The organism is Scleromatobacter humisilvae (assembly GCF_023231945.1).
Classification (GTDB): domain Bacteria; phylum Pseudomonadota; class Gammaproteobacteria; order Burkholderiales; family Burkholderiaceae_C; genus Scleromatobacter; species Scleromatobacter humisilvae.
This window is the reverse complement of record NZ_JAJLJH010000003.1, coordinates 34653-51440: the sequence shown is the minus strand read 5'-3', so window position 1 is coordinate 51440 and position 16788 is coordinate 34653. Positions and strand designations below refer to the sequence as shown.

Annotated in this window: 16 protein-coding genes and 1 tRNA gene; 6 read left to right on the top strand and 11 right to left on the bottom strand. The window is 70.3% G+C overall.

What is annotated here, in order from left to right:
• Nucleotides 1-14 precede the first annotated feature (14 nt).
• Nucleotides 15-542, top strand: coding sequence for an FKBP-type peptidyl-prolyl cis-trans isomerase (locus LPC04_RS13265; RefSeq protein ID WP_275682722.1), 528 nt, complete (start codon nt 15-17; stop codon nt 540-542).
• A 124-nt stretch (nt 543-666) separates the two neighbouring features.
• Here LPC04_RS13265 and dut read toward each other — a convergent pair whose 3' ends face one another.
• From dut to alaS, 7 genes are all read right to left on the bottom strand, one after another.
• Nucleotides 667-1116, bottom strand: coding sequence for a dUTP diphosphatase (gene dut / locus LPC04_RS13260; RefSeq protein ID WP_275682721.1), 450 nt, complete (start codon nt 1114-1116; stop codon nt 667-669).
• 24 nt (nt 1117-1140) lie between these two features.
• Nucleotides 1141-2352, bottom strand: coding sequence for a bifunctional phosphopantothenoylcysteine decarboxylase/phosphopantothenate--cysteine ligase CoaBC (gene coaBC / locus LPC04_RS13255; protein ID WP_275682720.1), 1212 nt, complete (start codon nt 2350-2352; stop codon nt 1141-1143).
• Between the two features lie 46 nt (nt 2353-2398).
• A complete protein-coding gene (locus tag LPC04_RS13250; protein WP_275682719.1) occupies nt 2399-3190 on the bottom strand; it encodes a UPF0149 family protein in 792 nt (263 codons plus the stop codon).
• A gap of 57 nt (nt 3191-3247) precedes the next feature.
• Complete coding sequence (locus LPC04_RS13245; RefSeq protein WP_275682718.1) at nt 3248-3817, bottom strand: GNAT family N-acetyltransferase; 570 nt, start codon at nt 3815-3817, stop codon at nt 3248-3250.
• 96 nt (nt 3818-3913) lie between these two features.
• Entirely contained in the window at nt 3914-4069 is a 156-nt protein-coding gene (locus tag LPC04_RS13240; protein WP_275682717.1) for a hypothetical protein, read from the bottom strand.
• Between the two features lie 52 nt (nt 4070-4121).
• Complete coding sequence (locus tag LPC04_RS13235) at nt 4122-4589, bottom strand: nuclear transport factor 2 family protein (protein ID WP_275682716.1); 468 nt, start codon at nt 4587-4589, stop codon at nt 4122-4124.
• 5 nt (nt 4590-4594) lie between these two features.
• On the bottom strand, nt 4595-7228 hold the full coding sequence (alaS, locus tag LPC04_RS13230; RefSeq protein ID WP_275682715.1) for an alanine--tRNA ligase: 2634 nt from the start codon (nt 7226-7228) through the stop codon (nt 4595-4597).
• A gap of 206 nt (nt 7229-7434) precedes the next feature.
• Between alaS and LPC04_RS13225 the strand changes: the two genes are divergently transcribed.
• Nucleotides 7435-8304, top strand: coding sequence for a hypothetical protein (locus LPC04_RS13225; RefSeq protein WP_275682714.1), 870 nt, complete (start codon nt 7435-7437; stop codon nt 8302-8304).
• Nucleotides 8305-8307: 3 nt separating this feature from the next.
• On the opposite strand, the gene LPC04_RS13220 is transcribed toward LPC04_RS13225, so the two are convergent.
• Both LPC04_RS13220 and LPC04_RS13215 read right to left on the bottom strand, forming a co-directional pair.
• A complete protein-coding gene (locus tag LPC04_RS13220) occupies nt 8308-9366 on the bottom strand; it encodes a glycosyltransferase (RefSeq protein ID WP_275682713.1) in 1059 nt (352 codons plus the stop codon).
• A gap of 76 nt (nt 9367-9442) precedes the next feature.
• Nucleotides 9443-10834 carry an aminotransferase-like domain-containing protein gene (locus LPC04_RS13215; protein ID WP_275682712.1) on the bottom strand — a complete coding sequence of 464 codons (1392 nt, stop codon included), beginning with the start codon at nt 10832-10834 and terminating at the stop codon, nt 9443-9445.
• Nucleotides 10835-11002: 168 nt separating this feature from the next.
• Between LPC04_RS13215 and gabT the strand changes: the two genes are divergently transcribed.
• From gabT to LPC04_RS13200, 3 genes are all read left to right on the top strand, one after another.
• Entirely contained in the window at nt 11003-12295 is a 1293-nt protein-coding gene (gene gabT / locus LPC04_RS13210; protein WP_275682711.1) for a 4-aminobutyrate--2-oxoglutarate transaminase, read from the top strand.
• Between the two features lie 221 nt (nt 12296-12516).
• The gene (locus tag LPC04_RS13205) at nt 12517-13995 is read left to right on the top strand and encodes an NAD-dependent succinate-semialdehyde dehydrogenase (RefSeq protein ID WP_275682710.1); all 1479 of its coding nucleotides are present in this window, start codon (nt 12517-12519) and stop codon (nt 13993-13995) included.
• Nucleotides 13992-15041, top strand: a complete 1050-nt coding sequence (locus LPC04_RS13200) for an NHL repeat-containing protein (RefSeq protein WP_275682709.1) — start codon at nt 13992-13994, stop codon at nt 15039-15041. Before LPC04_RS13205 ends, LPC04_RS13200 begins: the two co-directional genes overlap by 4 nt.
• Nucleotides 15042-15053: 12 nt before the next feature.
• Here the strand turns inward: LPC04_RS13200 and LPC04_RS13195 are convergent, their stop codons facing one another.
• Entirely contained in the window at nt 15054-15947 is an 894-nt protein-coding gene (locus LPC04_RS13195; RefSeq protein WP_275682708.1) for a GGDEF domain-containing protein, read from the bottom strand.
• Between the two features lie 148 nt (nt 15948-16095).
• Nucleotides 16096-16169, bottom strand: a tRNA-Gly gene (locus LPC04_RS13190).
• Nucleotides 16170-16234: 65 nt separating this feature from the next.
• On the opposite strand from LPC04_RS13190, the gene LPC04_RS13185 reads away from it, so the two are divergent.
• Nucleotides 16235-16780: a hypothetical protein gene (locus tag LPC04_RS13185; protein ID WP_275682707.1), complete on the top strand. Its 546-nt coding sequence runs from the start codon at nt 16235-16237 to the stop codon at nt 16778-16780.
• Nucleotides 16781-16788: the final 8 nt, after the last annotated feature.

The following is a 16788-nucleotide window of genomic DNA, read 5'->3' as shown; positions in this document are numbered from 1 at the left end:
CGTAAAATTCGGCGATGAACATCACCGCCCCTTGCGTCGTCACGCTGACCTGGACGCTGTCGGACGCCCAGAACGCGCCCATCGACGAGCTCGCCGAACCCACCGATTTCTTCTTCGGCGGCGACGACCTGCTGCCCAAGGTCGAAGAGGCCCTGGACGGCCAAGCCGCCGGCCACGACGTGCAACTGCAGATCGAACCCGAGCACGCGTTCGGCGAGTACCGTTCCGACCTCGTCTGCTTCGAGGATCGCAAGCTCTTCCCCGATGGCGTGGAGGTGGGCATGCAGTTCGAGGGCCTGCCTGACGGCGCGGCCACGCCCGACATGCCCGAGGACACCGTCTACACCGTGACCGAGATCTACCCCGAGCACGTCGTGCTGGATGGCAACCATCCGCTCGCCGGCATGGCGCTGCGCATGCACATCACCGTGCGCGGCGTGCGCGCGGCGACGGCCGAGGAGATCGAGGCCAGGAGCGTGCAGGACGATGCGGCGGGACTGCTGCAGGTGCTGCCGCCGAAGGACAAGTCGCAGTTGCATTGAGCGACGCACGCGCCGCGCTGCCGCTCGTTCGTCTCAAGGGAAGGTCCAGCGAGCAGCGGATCCGGCTCTGCCGGGCCGCTCGCGGCCGGCCCCTCGGGGGCAGGGCGCGCCAGCGACGTGGGGCTCAATGCTTGCCGGTCGACCCGAACCCGCCCTCGCCCCGATGCGACGCGTCGAAGTCCTCGACGACGCGGAACGCCGCCTGCACCACCGGCACGATCACCATCTGCGCGATGCGCTCCATCGGGTTGATCGTGAACTCGGCCTGGCCGCGGTTCCAGCAGCTGACCATCAGCTGGCCCTGGTAGTCGGAGTCGATCAGGCCGACGAGGTTGCCCAGCACGACGCCGTGCTTGTGGCCCAGCCCGGAGCGCGGCAGGATCATCGCGGCGAGGCCGGCGTCGCCGATGTGGATCGCGAGACCCGTGGGGATCAGCGCGGTCTGGCCGGGGGCGAGGAGCACGGGTGCGTCCAGGCAGGCGCGCAGGTCGAGGCCGGCGCTGCCCGGCGTGGCGTAGGCCGGCAGCGTGTCGGCCATGCGGGCGTCGAGGACCTTGAGATCGATGGTGGTCATGAAAGCGGGAGAAAAGGAAAGGAATCAGGCAGCGATGCGCCTGGCGATCTCTTGAACGAGCTGGCGCGCCAGCGTCAGCTTGTCGGCCTGCGGCAGCGCACGGTCGCCGTCGGCGTCGACCAGCACCAGCGCGTTGTCGTCGCGGCCGAACGTGGCCGGGCCGAGGTTGCCGACGATCAGCGGCACGTTCTTGCGCTGCAGCTTGTCGCGCGCGTGCTTGAGCAGGTTCTCGCTCTCGGCGGCGAAGCCGACGCAGTAGGGCCGCGGCGACAGGCGCGCGACGTCGGCGAGGATGTCCTCGTTCTCGGTCAGCTCGAAGGTGGGCGCCACCTTCTTGCCGTCCTTCTTGATCTTGTGCTCGTTCATCTGCGCCGGACGCCAGTCGGCGACGGCCGCGGTGGCGACGAAGACGTCGCTGTCGCGCGCCAGCGGCATCACGGCGGCGTGCATCTGGCGCGCACTCTCGACGTCGATGCGCGCGACGCCGCGCGGCGTCGGCAGGTGCACCGGGCCGGCGATCAGCGTGACCTCGGCGCCGGCCTCCTGCGCCGCGCGCGCGATCGCGAAGCCCATCTTGCCGCTCGAATGGTTCGTGATGCCGCGCACCGGGTCGATGGCCTCGAAGGTCGGGCCGGCGGTGACGAGAATGCGCTTGCCGCGCAGGATCTTGGGCTGGAAGAACGCGACCAGCTCGTCGCGCAGGTCGACGGCCTCCAGCATGCGGCCTTCGCCGAACTCGAGGCAGGCCTGCTCGCCGACGTCGGGGCCCAGCAGCGTCGTGCCGTCCTCGCGCAGCTGGGCGACGTTGCGCTGCGTGGCCGGATGCGCCCACATCTCGCGGTTCATCGCCGGCGCCACGAGCAGCGGCACGCGATCCATCGGACGCGCCAGGCACATCAGCGACAGCAGGTCGTCGGCGCGGCCGTGCACCAGCTTGGCCATGAACTCGGCGCTCGCCGGCGCGACGAGGATCGCGTCGGCCTCGCGCGACAGGTTGATGTGCGCCATGTTGTTGTCGGGGCGCGCGTCCCACTGGCTGGTGTAGACGGGCCGGCCGCTGAGCGCCTGCAACGTCACCGGCGTGATGAACTGTTCGGCGCCGGCGGTCATCACGACCTGCACGGTGGCGCCGGCCTTGCCCAGCACGCGCACGAGATCGGCCGCCTTGTAGCAGGCGATGCCGCCGGACAGGCCCAGCACGATGTGCTTGCCGGCGAGGTCTTGAGGTTGGCTCATGGGCGCAATGTAGCGTGACGGCGCGTCGAGCGCAGGATCGCGGAGATCAGGCGCCGTGGCACTTCTTGAACTTCTTGCCCGAACCGCAATGGCATGGGTCGTTGCGCCCGGGGACGTCGCCGACGACGCGCGTCTGCGGCTTCGGCGCGTTCTGCACCCAGTAGCAGCGCAGGTCCTGCGCGGCGTAGAGCGCTTCCTGGATCAGGTCGTCGCGCTCCATCTTCTCGCCCGGGTACATCGCCTCGCGCTCCTTGGCGAACTCCTCGGGGTCGTGCAGCGTCAGCAGCGCGATGCGCGCGAGGCATTCGTCGAAGGCCTCGGCCATCTCGGTCTCTTCCTCGGGCGCGGGCCAGTCCTCGCTGAACTGCTGCACGACGTCCATGAAGCCGTGCGCCCAGATCTCGCCGTTCTGCGGGATCTCCTCGTCCTCCGAGCCCGCCTCGATCGTGCCTTCCTCGACGAGTCGCGCCTTGTCTTCGTCCGTCCACTCCAGCATGACGGGCGCGAGGCGCAGCTCGTCGACGGCGTCCATCAGCAGTTCCGGGTCGAGCTGCTTGAGCAGCACGTTCCAGCGTGACGTCAGCACCGCGGTGGCCTCGCGGTCGGCCTGCGGATCGGCGAACGCGCGGCTCCAGGCGTCGCCCAGCAGCGCGTCGCGCCACTCGACCAGCGGCCTGGCGCGCGGGCCGGCGGCCAGCGCCGTCATCGCGCCGTCCAGCCACTCGAGCGACACGCGCTCGTCGAAGCCGGCCAACTGCTCGCACAGCTGCTGCAGGCGATCCAGCTCGGCGTCGGTGTTGGTCGGATAGTGGACGAGGTTGGTGAACGGCGTGGTCATCGGGCGCAATCGAAAGGGAGGCCGGCATTTTCTCATGCCGGCCTCGCACGATGCGGCTCAGTCGCGCGGGAAGCCGCGCAACGGCGAGGGGTTGAGGCGCGCCATCAGCCAGCCGTCGACGTAGACGCCGTCGCGCAGCGCCTCGCAACGCCGCACGCCCTCGCGCACGAAGCCGAAGCGCTCGTACAGCGCCTGCGCGCGCCGGTTGTCGGCGAAGACGTCCAGCTCGATGCGCAGCAGGCCCAGCCAGTTGTCCGCGTAGTCGCACAGCGAGTGCATCAGCAGCTTGCCGACGCCGCGGCCCTGCCAGGCGGCATCGACGTTGATGCCCAGGATCATCGAGTGACGCTTGCGCGGCGACGCGCCGATCGGATGCAGGCCGGCCGCGCCGACGACGGCGCCGTCGGCCTCGGCGACGATCTGCACGTGTGCCGACGCGAGGGCAGTGCTCTCGGCCAGGCGCGCCGCCCAGTGCTCCTCGCTCGCATGCGGCATCTGCAGCAGGTTGGGAAAGACGTCGGGGTGGTCCATCATGCGCGCGTAGGCCGCGGCGTCGGAGACGCGGGTGCGGCGCACCGTCACGCCCGTGGGGGCGTCGAAATCGTCGGGGGCATGGTGTCGGCTCATGAACATCTCCTCGTGGGGGTGCCTGGGTCGGCGGCTGCAGAAAGCAAAAGGCCCGCGGGTGGCGGGCCTTTTGCAGAGAAATCGCGGTGTTCGAAGTTACGAGCGGCCCAGGCCCGGACTTCGCAGCGGCATGACGACGGTGTGCATCGTCGACGCGGTTTTGGCGATGACGATGGCTAGCGCGCGCATGTTCACGCGCGCGCGCCGGGCGGCGCACGAGGCGATGTGGGACGAGGCGCGGGTCGAGGTCATGAGTGCAGTCTGCCGACGGATGCGCAAGCCGTCAAGAAATCCGCGCAACGATTCAGGGACGCGCGCTCGGCGTGTGCTGGTACAGCACGTTGACCCAGCGCCCGCCCCGCTTTGCGTACAGCGAGCTGGCCCACACCGGGCTCGGTACCTTCTGCGTGCCGCAGGTCGTGTCCTGCTCGGCGCGATAGGTCACGAGGACGGCGTTCGCCGACACCGCCACCAGCGTGAGCGGCCCGAGCGCGTACGACCGCACGACGCACGCGGGACTGCGCACCCCGTCCACCACCGCCGCCTTGCCGGCGACGCCGTCGCCGTGGATCTCGACGTGGTCGTCCGACAGGAACTGCTCGAAGAACGCCGAGTCGTGGCTCTTCCACGCGACCCAGGACCTGGCCTCCAGGTCGCGGATGGCGGCCTGGTCGGACGCCGACAACATCGGCGCCGCGGAGGTCTCGGCCGCGAGCGGCGACGTGGCCACCAGGGCCAGGACGACGGCCGGCAGCAGGCAGGCGGCGCGCATCCGGACTACGCGCGTTCCGCGACCCAGCCCTGCACGCTGGCGAGCGCGCCCGCGAGCTTGGACGCGTCGGTGCCGCCGGCCATGGCCATGTCGGGCTTGCCGCCGCCCTTGCCGCCGACCTGCTGCGCGACGAAGTTGACCAGCTCGCCGGCCTTGACGCGGCCGATCGAGTCGGCGGTGACGCCGGCCGCGATCTGCACCTTGTCGCCGTCGACGGCCGCCAGCACGATGGCCGCGGTCTTGAGCTTGTCCTTGAGCTTGTCCATCGTGTCGCGCAGCGTCTTGGCATCGGCGCCATCGAGCTTGGCGGCAAGCACCTTCAGGCCCTTGACGTCCACGGCCTGCGCGATCAGCTCGTCGCCTTGCGCCGACGCCAGCTTGCCCTTGAGCTTCTCGATTTCCTTTTCCAGCGCCTTGACGTGATCGAGCACTGCGCCGAGGCGCGCCGGGATCTCGTCGGGTTGCGCCTTCAGCGTCGCACCGACCTTGTCGACGGTGTCCTCCAGCGACTGCAGGTAGGCCAGCGCGTTGTCACCGGTCACCGCCTCGATGCGGCGGATGCCCGCGGCCACGCCGCTCTCGGCCACGACCTTGAACACGCCGATGTCGCCCGTGCGCTCGACGTGCGTGCCGCCGCACAGCTCCTTGCTGGAGCCGATGGTCAGCACGCGAACCTCGTCGCCGTACTTCTCGCCGAACAGCATCATCGCGCCCGACTTCTGCGCGTCGTCGATGGCCATCACGGTGGCGTTGGCCGCGGCGTTGGCCAGCACTTCGGCGTTGACGATCTCCTCGACCTTGCGGATCTGCTCCGGCGTCAGCGGGCCGGTGTGCGCGAAGTCGAAGCGGGTGCGATCGGCGTTGACCAGCGAGCCCTTCTGCTGCACGTGCGCGCCCAGCACCTCGCGCAGCGCCTTGTGCATCAGGTGGGTGGCGCTGTGGTTGCGCACGGTCTTGGCGCGGCGCTCGACGTCGACCTTGGCGACGAACGAGTCGCCGACGTTGACGGTGCCCTCGACGATGCGGCCATGATGGCCGAACACGTCGGCCTGGATCTTGATCGTGTCCTCCACCAGCATGCGCGTGGTGCCGTTGCGCAGCTCGCCGGTGTCGCCCACCTGGCCGCCGCTCTCGGCGTAGAACGGCGTCTGGTCGAGGACGACGACGGCGTCGTCGCCAGCCGTCGCCGAGTTCACCGGGCTGCCGTCGACGTACACGCCGACGACCTTGACGCTCTCGACCACGAGGTGCTCGTAGCCGTGGAACTGCGTGGGCACGCCGCTCCAGGCCAGGCCCTGCGCCATCTTGAACTTGCCCGCCTGGCGGCCGCGTTCCTTCTGCTCGTCGAGCAGGCGGTTGAAGCCGGCCTCGTCGACCGTCAGGCCGCGCTCGCGGCAGACGTCGGCGGTCAGGTCGACCGGGAAGCCGAAGGTGTCGTGCAGCTTGAACGCCGTCTCGCCGTCGATCTGCTTCGCGCCGCCGGCCAGCGCCGACTCGAGTAGCTCCATGCCGGTGGCGATGGTCTTGAAGAAGCGTTCCTCTTCCTGCTGCAGCACCTCGGTGACGCGCGCCTGCGCGGCGCGCAGCTCGGGATAGGCCTCGCCCATCTCGGCGACCAGCGCGGCCACCAGCTTGTGGAAGAACGGGGTGCGCGCGCCGAGCTTGTAGCCGTGGCGGATCGCGCGGCGCGCGATGCGGCGCAGCACGTAGCCGCGGCCCGCGTTGCCCGGGATCACGCCGTCGACGACGGTGAACGAGCAGGCGCGGATGTGGTCGGCGATGACCTTGAGCGACGGCGAGTCCTTGTCGCAGTCGCCGCCGTTCGGAGTCGCGTCGTCGACGGCCTTCTTCGCGGCGGCCAGCAGCGTCACGAACAGGTCGATCTCGTAGTTCGAGTGCACGTGCTGCAGCACCGCGGCCAGGCGCTCCAGGCCCATGCCGGTGTCGACGCTGGGCTTGGGCAGCTTGTGCATCACGCCGTCTTCGGTGCGGTTGAACTGCATGAAGACGTTGTTCCAGATCTCGATGTAGCGGTCGCCGTCCTCGCCCGGCGAGCCCGGCGGGCCGCCTTCGATCCCGGGGCCGTGGTCGTAGAAGATCTCGGTGCACGGGCCACAGGGGCCGGTGTCCCCCATCATCCAGAAGTTGTCCGACGCGTAGCGCGCGCCCTTGTTGTCGCCGATGCGCACGATGCGCTCGGCGGGCACGCCCACGGTCTTGTTCCAGATGTCATAGGCCTCGTCGTCCTCGGCGTAGACCGTCACCCACAGCTTGTCCTTGGGCAGCTTGAAGTGCACCGTCAGCAGTTCCCAGGCGTAGCTGATCGCGTCCTTCTTGAAGTAGTCGCCGAACGAGAAGTTGCCCAGCATCTCGAAGAACGTGTGGTGGCGCGCGGTGTAGCCGACGTTGTCGAGGTCGTTGTGCTTGCCGCCGGCGCGGATGCACTTCTGCGAGGTGGTGGCGCGGGTGTACGCACGCTTGTCGAAGCCCAGGAACACGTCCTTGAACTGGTTCATCCCGGCGTTCGTGAACAGCAGGGTCGGATCGTCGCCCGGCACCACCGGCGACGACGCGACGATGGTGTGGCCCTTCGATTCGAAGAACTTCAGGAAGGTCGAACGGATTTCTGCGGCTTTCATTCCGGCACTTTCTGGGGGCCGCGCCTGGCGACGGCCGGCGGGCGATGGGGCGTGCGACGAGGTCGCGCGGAGCCGTCGATTATAAGAGGCGGGGGTCGTGCGGCCTGCTGCGGGCGGGAATCGGTACAACGTCACCGATGGCGGCAGGTTTTCCGCTTGCCCGGGCGCGACGCGCTCCACAATCGACGCAGACAACCTGCCCGCCAATGTCCGACCAGCCGCCAGAGCCCGAAGTCCCTGCCGACGCACCGCCCGCGGTCGCGCCGTGGATCAGCACGCAGCACGAGATGGAGACCGCCGCGCGCCCCGGGCGCACGCGTGTGTTCCGCATGCGCATGAAGTCGGGCCACGTGAGGGTGGCGGCCGTCACGTACTTCGAGTCCGCGGCGCGCGGCGAGAGCGACAGCCGCGTCGAGCACCTCTATCGCGTCCAGCTCAGCTGGCTCGTCGAGTTCGACCCGCGAGACGGCAAGACGCAGCGCTACGCCGAGCGCACCGGCACGGGCCGCGCCACCAACGCGCTGCAGTTCCGCGTGCTCGAGATGGCCGGTCCCGACGGCCGGCGCCTCAGCGCGGCGCGCCTGGGCCCCAAGGGGCAGATCGTGGCCGATCCGCCCAACATGGGCATCATGAGCCTGCTGCGCGCGCTGCTGGTCGAATGGGTCGCCGAGCGCCATCCCGACGCGACGGTGCTCACCGGCTCGCTCTACCAGGTGGACGTGCAGTCGGAGGACGCGCTGGCCGTGCGCGACAACTTCTTCGCGCGCTCGGGCTTCACCGTCAAGCCGACCTCCGGCGGCGGCGGCACCTTCTACGCGCGGTCGATCCGCGAACTGAAGACGACCTGGAACAACGACAAGGCCAGCGAGCTGATCGCGCCGCAGATCGCCGAGGCCGTCAGCGCGCAGCTGGAGATGCCCGCGCTGCGCCAGCAGGTCGCGGCGCTGCAGGATCAGCTGGCCGCGACGCTCAAGGAAAAGCGCGCCACCGAGGTGCTGTCGCGCATCTGGCTGGCGATCACCGTGCTGGCGGTGATCTTCGGGCTGGTCTTCGGAATCCAGCCCCGGCTGGGCTGAGCGTCAGGCCCGTTGCAGCGCCCGCAGGTCGCCGACGATCCTGGCGACGTAGTCGTCGATGCCGTGCCGCCGGGTCGCAAGCGCCAGACCGCGCGCGGCGCGAGCCTCCGCGGCGGGACGATCGGCCAGCGTGCGCTCGATGGCCGCGCGCAGGCCCGCCACGTCGCCGGGCGCGAAGCTCGCCACGACGTCCTCGTCCAGGTAGCTTTTCAAGCCCGCCGTCGCCGTCGCGACGACCGGCCGGCCGCAGGCCATGCCCTCCAGCAGCGACTGCACGCCGGCCGCGTACTTGTTCTCGCGCACGCTGACGACGACGACGTCGGCGTCGCGATAGAGCTGCACCAGGTCCGTCCACGCGTAGAACTTGCGGCTCATGTTGTCCGGCAGCACGTCGGGGAAGGTCTGCTGCAGCACGGCGGCGTCCTCGGAGAAGCCGCTGATCTTCACGTCGACGTCCATGTCCGCGGTGGCGGCGGCCAGCGTGCGGTAGTCGCGCTGCTCGAGGCCGACGCTGACGATCAGCGGACGCCGCTTGTCCGGGCTCGCGGGGCCGGGCGTGAAGAACGCGTTGTCGGTGTGGTCCCAGACGAACCTGACCTGCGCGTCGTCGGTGCCGAGGTAGTCGCGCAGGAACGTGGTCTGCAGCTCGGAGCAGGCCATCAGCAGGCCGGCGTGGCGGCGGATGCCGAACAGCTTCAGCGCGACGCGGCCGCGCGGCCGGTCGAGGTTGTGCACGAAGATGCCGACCCGCGGCCTGGCGCGCGAGTCCGCGCAGGCCTTGGCGACCTGCAGGCCGCCGGCCTCGGAGCCGCAGAACACGACGTCGCCGGGCGCGGCCCGGGCCGCGATGTCGCGCGCCATCGCCCACATCGACTCGGGCCCCGCCAGCTTCGCGCGCAGCTTGTCCGCGAACGACACCGCGCCCTCGCCCGGCGCATGGACGACCGCGCCGAGATCCTTCGCGATCATCGACATCGCGATCCGGGGGCGGTCGCCGTTCGCGTCGACCGCGGCGAGCTCCTGCGCGCTCATGCGTCGGGGCATCGCGATGTGAAAGGCCATGTTCGATCGATCCTGAGGGGTGGGTGAAGCGCCGTGACGCGAGGGCTTCGGGTCGCGGGCATTCTGCCAGCAGGCCCTAGCCGAGCTCGGCCTGCAGGAACGCGTGCAGCCGCGCATCGTCGGCGAACGCGACGTTGAAGCGCATCCAGTCGGTCGGCTGCAGCGTCGCCGAGAACAGGTTGCCCGGGCCCAGCATGATGTCGTGCTGCGCGGCGCGGTTGGACAGCGCCACCGGGTCGGGCAGCCGCGGATGGCGCGCCCACAGGAACATGCCGGCCTTGGGCTCGTGGAACAGCTCGAAGCCCAGCGACGCGAGCCGCTGGCCGCAGGCCTCGTGCGCCTCGGCCAGGCGCGTGCGCAGGCTCTTGAGGTGCTTGCGCCAGCGGCCTTCCGTCAGCGCGCCCAGGATCAGGCGCTCGCTGAACGCCGACGACGTCAGCCCGGAGATCATCTTGAGCTGCGCGAGGTCGTCGATCAGCGCCGGGTGCGCCGCGATGTAGCCCACGCGCAGGTTGGGCGAGATCGTCTTCGAGTAGCTGCCGACGTAGAGCACGCGCGCCAGCTGGTCGAGGCTCGCGAGCGACGGGCGCGGGTCGGGATCGAGGTCGACGTAGAGATCGTTCTCGACGATCGTCAGGCCGTGCTTGTCGGCCAGCTGCAGCACGCGGTGCAGCTGCGCCAGGGTGGCGGTCGACGCGGTCGGGCTCTGCAGCCGCGGCTGCGTGAAGAACACGCGCGGGTGGTGCGTGACGATGGCCTCCTCCAGCTCGGCGAGGTCGTAGCCCTGCGGCGTGCGCGGCACCGGGATCAGGCGCGCGCCGGCCACGCGCAGCGCGAACAGCAGGTTGGAGTAGCCGGGGTCGTCGACCAGCACGGCGTCGCCCGCGCGCACGAGGCGGCGGATGGCGAGGTCGAGCGCGTGGCTGGAGCCGTGCGTCAGCAGCACCTGGTCGGGCTGCAGCGAGACCTCGTGCTCGGCCATCGCGTCGCGGATGAACTCGCGCAGCGGCAGGTGGCCGCGCGGGTCGCCGTAGCCGTCGAGCTCGACGTTCTCGGCCGCCAGCCCGCGCAGGCTGCGGCGCACGCCGTCCTCGAACAGCCACGACTGCGGCAGCCAGCCGCAGCCGGCCTTCACGGCCAGGTGCCGGTTCTCGAAGATGCTGCGCAGGTACCACTGGGCGTCGAAGCTGGCGGTCGAGGCCAGGCCCGGCACGGCGGCGGCCTCGGCCGGCGCGCGTCGCCGCACGAAGAAGCCGGAGTGCGGCCGCGAGACGAGGTAGCCCTGCGCGACGAGCCGGTCGTAGGCCTCGACCACCGTGAACACGCTGACCTGGTGCGTCTTCGCGAACTGGCGGATCGACGGAATCTTCGCGCCGGTGCGCAGGCTGCCGTCGGCGATCAGCCGGCGCAGGCCGTCGACGATCTGCGTGACCAGCGGCGTGGAGGAATCGGATTGCAGCGTGAACATCGATCTGTACCGGGTCGACGACCTGCACAGTGCGCAAGCCAATCGCCGCAACTGTACATGGCTGTATCGGTAGGCCGGAACTAAAGTCGATGCACCCGGTCTGGCAATGTCGAGACACCTGCCGCACCTCATTTCTTCAGCAAAGCGCGCCCTGCGCCGGAGTCCTCCATGCAACGTGAAGCCCACCTGAACAACGCCGCCCTGATGGCGCGCCGCCGCGCCGCCATGCCCACGGGCCTGGGCCAGACCTACGACATCGTGGCCGATCGCGCCGAGAACGCGGAAGTGTGGGACGTCGAAGGCAAGCGCTACATCGACTTCGCCGGCGGCATCGCCGTGCTCAACACGGGCCATCGGCATCCGAAGATCGTCGAGGCCGTCAAGGCGCAGCTGGACAAGGTGCACCACACCTGCTTCCAGGTGCTGGCCTACGAGCCCTACATCGACCTGGCCGAGCGCCTGATCGCCAAGGCCCCGGGCGACTTCCAGAAGAAGGCGTTCTTCCTGACAACCGGCGCCGAGGCCGTCGAGAACGCCGTCAAGATCGCGCGCGCCGCGACGAAGCGCTCGGCCATCATCGCCTTCGGCGGCGGCTTCCACGGCCGCACGCTGCTGGGCATGGGCCTGACGGGCAAGGTCGCGCCGTACAAGGCCGGCTTCGGCCCGTTCCCGGCCGAGATCTACCACGCGAAGTACCCGAACGCGCTGCACGGCGTGTCGGAGGCCGACGCGCTGGCGTCGATCGAATCGCTGTTCAAGTACGACGTCGAGGCCGAGCGCGTCGCGGCCATCATCATCGAGCCGGTGCAGGGCGAAGGCGGCTTCTACGCGATCACGCCGTCGTTCGCGCAGGCGCTGCGCGCGCTGTGCGACAGGCACGGCATCGTCTTCATCGCCGACGAGGTGCAGACCGGCGCCGGCCGCACCGGCACCTGGCTGGCCTGCGAGCAGTGGGGCGTCGCGCCCGACATGATCACGATGGCCAAGTCGATGGCCGGCGGCTTCCCGATCTCGGCCGTCATCGGCAAGGCCTCGCTGATGGACGCGCCCGGCCCCGGCGGCCTCGGCGGCACCTACGCCGGCTCGCCGCTGGCCTGCGCCGCGGCGCTGGCCGTGCTGGACGTGTTCGAGGAAGAGAACCTGCTCGAGCGCTCGAAGTCCATCGGCGCACGCCTCGTCGCCGGCCTGAAGAAGATGGCCGGCGCGCACAAGGAGATCGTCGACGTGCGCGGCCTGGGCGCGATGGTGGCCATCGAGCTGTTCAAGGACGGCGACGTGCACAAGCCGGACGCCGACCTGACCAAGCGCCTGTGCGCGGAAGCGGCCAGGCGCGGGCTGATCCTGCTGTCGTGCGGCTCGTACGCCAACGTCGTGCGCGTGCTGGTGCCGCTGACGGCCAGCGACGCGCTGATCGACGAAGGCCTCGCCATCATGGCCGACGCCTTCAAGGCCGTCGCGTAAGCCCGGCGGCGCGGCTCGCGAGCACGCGCCGACGTCCCGCCATGCCGCCTGGGAGCTCGCCGCAGTCCAGGCGGCATTTCTTTTGGTTGCATTGACCCAGGCAAACCCCGGCGTTTGCCGTCCGGGACACACTGGCGCAACGGGTAGAGTGTGATCATCGAAGGCCGCGGCTCGCAGCCCGACTGCAGTCACCCGCCGGCGGCCCCAGGAGATTTTTCGCAATGGACATGAAGACTTCCCCCATCGCCACGCTCAACGACGCGGGGCTGCTGAAGACGCAGGCGCTGATCGGCGGCGAGTGGATCGCCGGCGCCGCGCACTTCGACGTCAACGACCCGGCCACCGGCCTGAAGCTGGCCGAGGTGCCCAACCTCGGCACGCCCGAGACGCTGGACGCCATCGCCGCCGCCGACAAGGCCTGGCCGGCCTGGCGCGCGAAGACCGCCAAGGAACGCCACGCGGTCATGATGAAGTGGTTCTCGCTGATCGTGGCCAACGCCGACGACCTCGCGCGCATCCTCACCGCCGAACAAGGCAAGCCGCTGGCCGAGGCGCGCGGCGAGGTCGTCTACGGCGCGAGCTTCATCGAGTGGTTCGCGGAGGAGGCCAAGCGGGTCTACGGCGAGACGATCCCCACCACCGACAACGGCAAGCGCTACATCATCCTGAAGCAGCCGGTGGGCGTGTGCGCGGCCATCACGCCGTGGAACTTCCCGATCGCGATGATCACGCGCAAGGTCGCGCCGGCGCTGGCCGCGGGCTGCCCGGTCGTGATCAAGCCGGCGGAGCAGACGCCGCTGTCCGCGCTCGCGCTGGCCGAGCTCGCGCAGCGCGCCGGCATGCCCGCGGGCGTGCTCAACGTCGTCACCGCCGACGGCGCCAACTCGGTGCTGGTGGGCAAGGCGCTGTGCGAGAGCGACGCGGTGCGCCACCTGTCGTTCACCGGCTCGACGGAGGTCGGCCGCATCCTGATGCGCCAGTGCGCGCCCACCATCAAGAAGCTGTCGCTGGAGCTCGGCGGCAACGCGCCCTTCATCGTGTTCGACGACGCCGACATCGATTCGGCCGTCGAGGGCGCGATGATCTCCAAGTACCGCAACGCCGGCCAGACCTGCGTGTGCGCGAACCGCTTCTACGTGCAGGAAGGCGTCTACGAGACCTTCATCGCGCGGCTGACCGAGAAGGCGCGCGGCATCAAGGTGGGCAACGGCTTCGAGCCCGGCATCAACCAGGGCCCGATGATCGACGGCAACGCCGTGGCCAAGGTCGAGGCGCACATCTCCGACGCACTTGCCAAGGGCGCGCGCGTCGTCGTCGGCGGCGCGCGCATCGACGACCGCTTCTTCACGCCGACCGTGCTGGCCGACGTCTCCTCCGAGATGCTGTGCACGAAGGAAGAGACCTTCGGCCCGCTGGCGCCGGTGATGAAGTTCCGGACCGAGGCCGAGGCCGTCGCGCTGGCCAACGCCACCGAGTTCGGGCTGGCCAGCTACTTCTACACGCGCGACGTCGGCCGCATCTTCCGCGTCGGCGAGGCGCTCGAGTACGGCATGGTGGGCATCAACACCGGGCTGATCTCGACGGCCGAGGTACCGTTCGGCGGCTTCAAGCAATCGGGCCTCGGCCGCGAGGGCTCGCACCAGGGCATCGAGGACTATCTCGAGGTCAAGTACCTCTGCCTCGGCGACATCGGCAAATGAGGGCCGCGGCCCTCGCCATCCTCGCGGGTGCGTGCGCGCTCGCGGGCGCCAGCGCGCACGCGGGCTCGCTCACCGTGCGAGACGGCAACAACGGCTGGACGGTCAACGAGGACCCGCAGGCCGACACCAGCGACTACGTGCTCAAGCGCTTCGTCAACGGCACCGGCCCCGACGAGCACTTCGGCCGCAACGGCCAGACCAGCTTCACGCTCGGCGCCAACAACGACCCGCCAGCGAGCGTCCGCGTCGACGCCACGCGACGCACGTGGATGGTCGGCTCCAGCCTCGCCGGCAACCAGCCGCAGCCCGTCATCGCGCGCTTCCTGGCCGACGGCAACGCCGACCTGCGCTGGGGCGTGCAGGGCAAGCTGCAGCTGACGCCGGCCGGCGTCGCGGTCAAGCCCAACGACCTGCTGCCGCTGGCCGACGGTTCGGTGCTGGTCGCGGGCGAGGTCACCGGCGTCGCCATCCCGCGCGCCGTCGTCTTCCACCTGAACGCCAACGGCGCGTTGGACCGCAACTTCGGCACCGGCGGCGTCTGGCAGCGCCCGGGCGACGCGGGCGACGCGTCCGCAGCCACCAGCCTGGCCGCCAGCACCGACGGCCTGGCCGCGGTGGCCGTCGCGGTGCGCGGCGCGACACCGCAGGCCGAGCTGTGGTCGATGACGGACGTCGCGCCGGCCCTGCTCCAGCACCGGCCGCTGGACCCGACGAGCGACGGCGAGGACCTGCGCGTCGACTGGGCGGCCGACCACTGGGTGCTCGGCTACGGCGGCGGTGCCACGGGCATCGTGCCGCCGGCGCTGCTGGGCAATCGCGCCGCGTCGCCGGTCGTCGCGTCGGCGGCCAGCGATCCGGGCGAAGGCGGCTTCAATCCGTTCACCGCGGTCGCGGCCTCGGCGCCCGCGGCGTCGACCGAGGACGAGGCCCTGCCGTGGTCGTGGATCGCCACGGCCGTCGTGCTGCTCGCGGCCCTCGTCGCCGGGGTGCTGCTGATGCGCTCGCGCAGGCCGCAGACGGTGCTGCGCAAGCCGCCGTCATACTGAGCGACTGGCGGCCTACTCGTCGTTGGCGGCCCCGGCGATCACGTGCCCGATCTCGGACACGTTGCCGTTGGACGCCTGCCCGACCGCGCGCCGCATCAGCGAAGCGGCATCCTTGCCGTGCGCCGGGTACTGGCCGATGCCGACCGTGCCCATCACCGGCAGATCCTGGCCGGCGACGTTGAACGGCTGGCGCAGCGAGGACAGCAGCTTGCGCGCGACGCCGTCGGCGTCGGACTCGGCGTCGATCCAGGCGAGCAGCACGCCGTACATGTCGGAGCCCAGCGAGGCGACGACGTCGCTGGCGCGCAGGGCCGCGCGCAGGCGCACCGCGGCCTTGCGGCGCAGCACGTTGGCGGCCTCGGCGCCGAGCGCGAGTTCGGCCGCGCGGAAGCCCTCGAGGCGCAGCACGATCAGCGCCATCGCCGCGGGCTCGCGCTCGCGCAGCGCGAGCAGGTGGGTCATGTGCTCGAGCAACTGCGCGTGCGTGGGCAGGCCGGTGGTCAGGTCGGTGCTGAACGCGCGCTTGGCGCTGGCGTCCATGCGTTTGCGCTCGATGGCCACGCGCAGCACGCGGCCCAGCGAATCGTCGCTCGCGTGGCGCTTGGCCAGCACGTCCTGCACGCCCATCTGCAGCAGCTTGATGCACTGCGCGGGCGTCGGCTCGGGCGCGACGACCACCACCGCCGAGTCCATCACCGCATGCGCCAGGCCTGGCCAGGCGAGCAGCTTGTCGTAGTCGGCCGGCGTCTTCACCTCGACCAGCAAGGCGTCGCAGGAGCTGGCGTGCAGCGCCTCGGCGATGTCACCCAGGCTGCTGCACGGATTGACGACGAACGGCCCATAGGCCGACGTGAACAGATCCGGTGCGACGCCGCTGAGGCAGATGACCTGGTAGGGATTTCCCATGGGGCGCGAACGTTGGAATGACAACGATGATGCCCCAGCTTTGCTGCGGTGCACAGGCATGGAAACACTAAACATCCCTCGAACAGGCGAGGCAAGAGCCGACTGTTCCGCGGAATGCAAAAACGCCCGGGGAGGCCGGGCGTCGTGCTGGAGCGGGTGATGGGAATCGAACCCACGTATGAAGCTTGGGAAGCTGCCGTTCTACCATTGAACTACACCCGCAGCGGAGCGGATTCTACGTGCAACGCAGGCCGATCGGACGCCGTGTCCTGAACGACACTGTGCGGATGAACGCATCGACGATCCTCTGCCTCGCGGCCGTGCTCGCGCTGGCGGGCTGCAACCGGCACGAAGAAGCCGCCACGCCGGCGCCGGAGTCCGCTGCCTCGGACAACAGCGCCTTCCTCGAAGGCGCCACCGCGGCCGCCTCCGCCGCCTCGGAACCCGTCCCGCCCCCGCCGCCGCCGGCGCCTCAGGCCGACCGCGGGCCGCCGCCCGACGTGCCGCCCATCGTGCGCGACGGCATCCGCTACGCGCAGGGCGACGCCGAGCGCGATCCCGGGCTGGCGCAGGCGAGCGGCATGCTGGTCGTCTCCGACGACTTCAGCGGCAAGCGGCTGTGGACGCTGGCCGTCTACAACGCCGGCGTCGACGCGAAGAAGAACGCGAGCGCCCGCTCGATCTACTTCAAGACGATGGCCTTCGATCCCGACGGCCGCCTGCGCGTCGTCAACGAGGACGGCGAGGCCTTCCTCGTCGACGTCAGGCGCCACCTGGCGACGCCCGCGCCGGCGAAGCCGGACGCCGCAGACGGCGCGCCCCTGGTTCGCTGAAGCCGCCG

What these genes read in the sequence shown, in the direction of transcription:
- LPC04_RS13245 (WP_275682718.1), bottom strand. Translation starts at nt 3,817, where the DNA reads ATGAGCCGACACCATGCCCCCGACGATTTCGACGCCCCCACGGGCGTG.
- LPC04_RS13185 (WP_275682707.1), top strand. Translation starts at nt 16,235, where the DNA reads ATGAACGCATCGACGATCCTCTGCCTCGCGGCCGTGCTCGCGCTGGCG.
- dut (WP_275682721.1), bottom strand. Translation starts at nt 1,116, where the DNA reads ATGACCACCATCGATCTCAAGGTCCTCGACGCCCGCATGGCCGACACG.
- LPC04_RS13215 (WP_275682712.1), bottom strand. Translation starts at nt 10,834, where the DNA reads ATGTTCACGCTGCAATCCGATTCCTCCACGCCGCTGGTCACGCAGATC.
- LPC04_RS13235 (WP_275682716.1), bottom strand. Translation starts at nt 4,589, where the DNA reads ATGCGCGCCGCCTGCCTGCTGCCGGCCGTCGTCCTGGCCCTGGTGGCC.
- LPC04_RS13220 (WP_275682713.1), bottom strand. Translation starts at nt 9,366, where the DNA reads ATGGCCTTTCACATCGCGATGCCCCGACGCATGAGCGCGCAGGAGCTC.
- LPC04_RS13250 (WP_275682719.1), bottom strand. Translation starts at nt 3,190, where the DNA reads ATGACCACGCCGTTCACCAACCTCGTCCACTATCCGACCAACACCGAC.
- LPC04_RS13195 (WP_275682708.1), bottom strand. Translation starts at nt 15,947, where the DNA reads ATGGGAAATCCCTACCAGGTCATCTGCCTCAGCGGCGTCGCACCGGAT.
- LPC04_RS13225 (WP_275682714.1), top strand. Translation starts at nt 7,435, where the DNA reads ATGTCCGACCAGCCGCCAGAGCCCGAAGTCCCTGCCGACGCACCGCCC.
- LPC04_RS13205 (WP_275682710.1), top strand. Translation starts at nt 12,517, where the DNA reads ATGGACATGAAGACTTCCCCCATCGCCACGCTCAACGACGCGGGGCTG.
- coaBC (WP_275682720.1), bottom strand. Translation starts at nt 2,352, where the DNA reads ATGAGCCAACCTCAAGACCTCGCCGGCAAGCACATCGTGCTGGGCCTG.
- alaS (WP_275682715.1), bottom strand. Translation starts at nt 7,228, where the DNA reads ATGAAAGCCGCAGAAATCCGTTCGACCTTCCTGAAGTTCTTCGAATCG.
- gabT (WP_275682711.1), top strand. Translation starts at nt 11,003, where the DNA reads ATGCAACGTGAAGCCCACCTGAACAACGCCGCCCTGATGGCGCGCCGC.
- LPC04_RS13200 (WP_275682709.1), top strand. Translation starts at nt 13,992, where the DNA reads ATGAGGGCCGCGGCCCTCGCCATCCTCGCGGGTGCGTGCGCGCTCGCG.
- LPC04_RS13265 (WP_275682722.1), top strand. Translation starts at nt 15, where the DNA reads ATGAACATCACCGCCCCTTGCGTCGTCACGCTGACCTGGACGCTGTCG.
- LPC04_RS13240 (WP_275682717.1), bottom strand. Translation starts at nt 4,069, where the DNA reads ATGACCTCGACCCGCGCCTCGTCCCACATCGCCTCGTGCGCCGCCCGG.